The 3,657-nt window shown below is 67.4% G+C and carries 4 protein-coding genes; 1 reads left to right on the top strand and 3 read right to left on the bottom strand.

The window, feature by feature from the left end:
• The 3 genes from ABZ656_RS56990 to ABZ656_RS57000 all read right to left on the bottom strand — a co-directional run.
• The coding region (locus ABZ656_RS56990) for a dihydrofolate reductase family protein (RefSeq protein ID WP_360280494.1) at window positions 1–357 on the bottom strand (357 nt) is incomplete at its 3' end.
• Between the two features lie 20 nt (window positions 358–377).
• On the bottom strand, window positions 378–1,805 hold the full coding sequence (locus ABZ656_RS56995) for a helix-turn-helix transcriptional regulator (protein ID WP_360280497.1): 1,428 nt from the start codon (window positions 1,803–1,805) through the stop codon (window positions 378–380).
• 154 nt (window positions 1,806–1,959) lie between these two features.
• Window positions 1,960–2,292, bottom strand: a complete 333-nt coding sequence (locus tag ABZ656_RS57000; protein WP_159025181.1) for a GntR family transcriptional regulator — start codon at window positions 2,290–2,292, stop codon at window positions 1,960–1,962.
• Between the two features lie 187 nt (window positions 2,293–2,479).
• On the opposite strand from ABZ656_RS57000, the gene ABZ656_RS57005 reads away from it, so the two are divergent.
• Entirely contained in the window at window positions 2,480–2,884 is a 405-nt protein-coding gene (locus tag ABZ656_RS57005) for a hypothetical protein (protein WP_360280502.1), read from the top strand.
• Window positions 2,885–3,657 lie beyond the last annotated feature (773 nt).

Here is a 3,657-nt window from a genome sequence, read left to right on the forward strand (position 1 = left end):
GCCCACCTTCTCCACCGCTTCGTCGACTGTGACGACCAACTTCTCCCCGCCGTGGTGCCAGAAATTGAGGTCTGCGGAGAGGTCCCCGGTCCGGGTGACCGTGACTTTGAGCGGGTAGGCCGGCTTTCCGTCGGCGACGCGCTGAGCACGGCGTTCCTCGCTGTTGACCAGGAGGCGCGGGTTGTCCTTCCGCATGGTCGTCGCGCCGATGAGGATGGCGTCGGACTCCGCGCGGACCTGGTCGACACGGTCGAAATCTGCGGCGTTTGACAGGCGCAGCCGCTCGGGGCTGGCGTCATCCAGGTAGCCGTCGACTGACATGGCAGCGGAGAGGATGACGTACGGACGCGTGGTCATGGTGGTGTGATCCGTTCTGCTCAGGATTCGTGGGCGAGTATGCCGTCGAAGTGCGCGCGGAACTCCGCGACCTCGGGCTGGCGCTGCCAGGGCACCAGTGCCTTGTCGAGACGCGTGAGCTCTCTGACGATCCGGCCTGAGCCGGTGTCGTTGGCTACGGTCAGGGCCTGAAGGCCGACCGCGGCCGCTTCGTCAGGGGCGCCAGCACCGGCGTGGGCCACAGCGGCCCGAGCCAGGTAGACGCCCCGGTCGCGGTGGTAACCGTCGGGCAGTGCCTTGATGGCGCTGGTGAAGACCTCCGCGGCCTCCGCGTGCTTGCCCAACACCTCCAGGCCCTGCGCCCGGTGCACCTCCACGTACTGCTCGTTCAGCCACACGCCCCAGGGGGTTGTGTCGCCGGAGACGCGGTCGAGAGCGTTGCGTACGTCATCGATGGCGCGCTCGCTGTCGGTCGACTCGCCGCGCAGCGCGTGCCCGTACGACTCGTAAGTCCTGGCGACGGCGGCGAGTCGGCTGCGGGGACGGGCCAGGCGCTGCGCGGCTTCAGCGAGATCGACGACGTCGACCAGGTCGCGCATCTCGCCAGCGAGCTGTGCCTTGCGTGCCATCACATATGAGGTCAGGTCACCGTCCCCGACGGTGTGGCTCCACTGGAACGCTCGGTCAAGCCAGAACTGTGCGCTGTCGAAGTCGCCCAAGTCCTGGTAGAGCCAGGAAGCGAACTCCGCGTACTGCGTCTGGAGCTCCATGAGGGCCTGGCGGTCCGTGCCCTTCGCGTCCTGACGCAGATGCTTGATGTCCTCGATGTGCTGGCGCGCGGCCGCGATGGCTCGGCCGGGTCCGAGGAGGTTGTCGTTATCGATCAGCAGGCGGCGTGCGCGCTGGAAGTGTTCCACCGGTGTGCCGCTGTAGGCGGCAGCCGACCGTGCAGGCCGTGTCAGGCCCGGCAGCGAGCTGGCGGCTGCCGGTGTCCCGCCGCCCAGTGCAGCTGCTGCACCGAGCCCCATCCCGCCACGCAGCATCGCGCGTCGATCGAGTGCCACGAAAACCACCGATCCATCCCGTAGACGTGCGGGGACAAAGATCCCCTCATCGTCCGACGTTGCCCGCTGGGATGCGGCCGTGGCCAGGTCCACAGATGATTCGGACACATGGAGCCCTGAAACGGACACATGATCCTGCGGGGATCCGTCCGTGCCGATGCGCTGCCATAACTCGATCAGCAGGCCCTGGGCGTTGAGTACACGGTCCAGCTGTTCGACCTCCGAGCGGTACTTCGGAGCGCGTTTCGCGTTCTCCCATTTCCACAGCTTGGAGTACGAGCAGAAGGTGGCTTCCGCAAGGCTCCGCAGGGTGTGGCCGCTCCGCTCGCGGAGGTCTCGAACCGTGTAGCCGAAGCGATCCAGGGGCGATGCCTCCGGGGTCAGAACGTTCGGCTTCTGCGCCACGCTGATCCCCCTCCATGTCTCCTATCGATGTGTCCAGCCGCTGGACACATGTCAGTCCTAGAACGCGCTCCGTGATCGGGCCTACAACTTCCTTAGCGAAGCCGAGACCGATCAGGGAGCTATGGACATGCGGATCGAGATGAGGACAGCAGCGTTAGTCATCGCGGCCTTTCTCGATCCTTTCGAGGCGCGCGGCCAGGTCTGCAACCTGCGCCTCAAGTGCCTTGAGGGCACGGGCAGTCGAGTCCTCGCTGGTCTCGTTCGCCGTTTCGGTGACGAACGATCCGCGTCCCTGGTGGGAGTAGATCAGCCCTGCCGACCGCAGCTCGGTGAGCGCGCGTTGGACCGTGCCCGGCGCGACGCCGTACTCCTCAGCCAGCTCCCGCGTGCTGGGCAGCTTCTCGCCGGCAGGCAGTCGTCCCGAGCGGATCTTGTCTCGTACGCCTTGCACGATTCGCTGGTACGGCTGCGTGGCCTCGTTGGTCATGAGCGACATCGTAGGTCGACCCCCTCGACTTAGCTAGCTTCCATAGCTTCCTCAACGAACCGCTTGACACGGCCCAGACTGTATCAGCTAAGTTAGGTATGTCGACAAGGTTCGACGGTCGGCAAACGCCCCCCACCTGCCACTTCTCGGGAACGCACAGCCCGTCAACCCGAAGGGACTCCACCTCATGAACACCATCAGCCGCCCCACCGCTGGCCTCGCCACCGAGAACTTCGACACTGAGACGCTCGCGCTCCTGGAGGCGGTTGAGGTGCCGCTCCCCGACTTCGCCGACCTGGACCTGGATGTCGCCTTCGGTACGCCGCTGGAGATGCACGAGTTCGTCACCCCGTGCGAGCTGGCCCGCTGGGACGCCGCCTCCAGCCTCAAGAAGGGTCGGAAGGCCGCGCAGGCCCAGGTCGCCCACGACTTCGCGGCGCGCAGGGCCGCAGCTGAGGACATTCTCGCGACGGACCCCTCGATCACCGAGCTGGTCCGCGAGCGCCTGGTCGACGCGCTCATCCCCCACGCCGCGCAGCTGCGCACCGCGCCGCCGGCCTCTGCCGCTGAGCATCTGCCGCTCGCGGCCTGATCCACCGCCGGGTCCTCACGGACCCGGCTCCCCCACCCGGAACCGCCCCCAGGGCGGCGCCGGATGAGGGAGCCGGACCCTCGGTCCCCGATGTACCGCCCGGACCCCCCGATCTCGGGGCCCCGCTCGCGGGGTGTGAAAGGCAGCGGCCGTTCTCTTGAGAACTGAATAGTGATCATGCAGGGCTGGCGCGAGAGGCACGCCTGCTCTCCCCCTACGCGAGGCAAAGCCGTTTCCGGGCGACCGGGAACGTGGGGAAGGACCGGGAGCTGACCAGCACGATGCACCACCGGCTGGATGGCAAGCGGATCGACCAGCGTGGCCCCAAAGCATGTGGCGAGATGAGACAGATCGCCCCCGAGACAAGCCGGGTGAAGCCTTGTCCCCAGCGGCCCGACCTTGCCCGTCGCACCCACCAATCCGGTGGAGTGAAGCCGCAGCTGAGGCGCCGTACCAACCACGGCGCGCGTCACAGCTCGACATGACGCACCGGGAACCGACCCGGCACCGCCTGCAGAAGGCGACAGGCGCGCTACCGCGCCCCTTAGATCCAGCAGCCCCGCGCTGCCCAGTCGCTCACCGCCCGCTTCGGCGATCGGTGAGCGGTGGAGAGCGCGGAGGACCATCCCGCTCTAACAGCACGACAGCCCCGGCGACTTGGAACCCTCCGGGGCTGTCCAGGACCTGACTGGAGGACCTGATGCAGCTCAGCATCGCACGGAACGACGGCGACTCCGACCCGATCATCGAAGAGGCCCTGCGCCGCGTCCGGC

It is taken from the genome of Streptomyces sp. NPDC007095, assembly GCF_040634475.1.
In the GTDB taxonomy this organism is placed as follows: Bacteria; Actinomycetota; Actinomycetes; order Streptomycetales; family Streptomycetaceae; genus Streptomyces.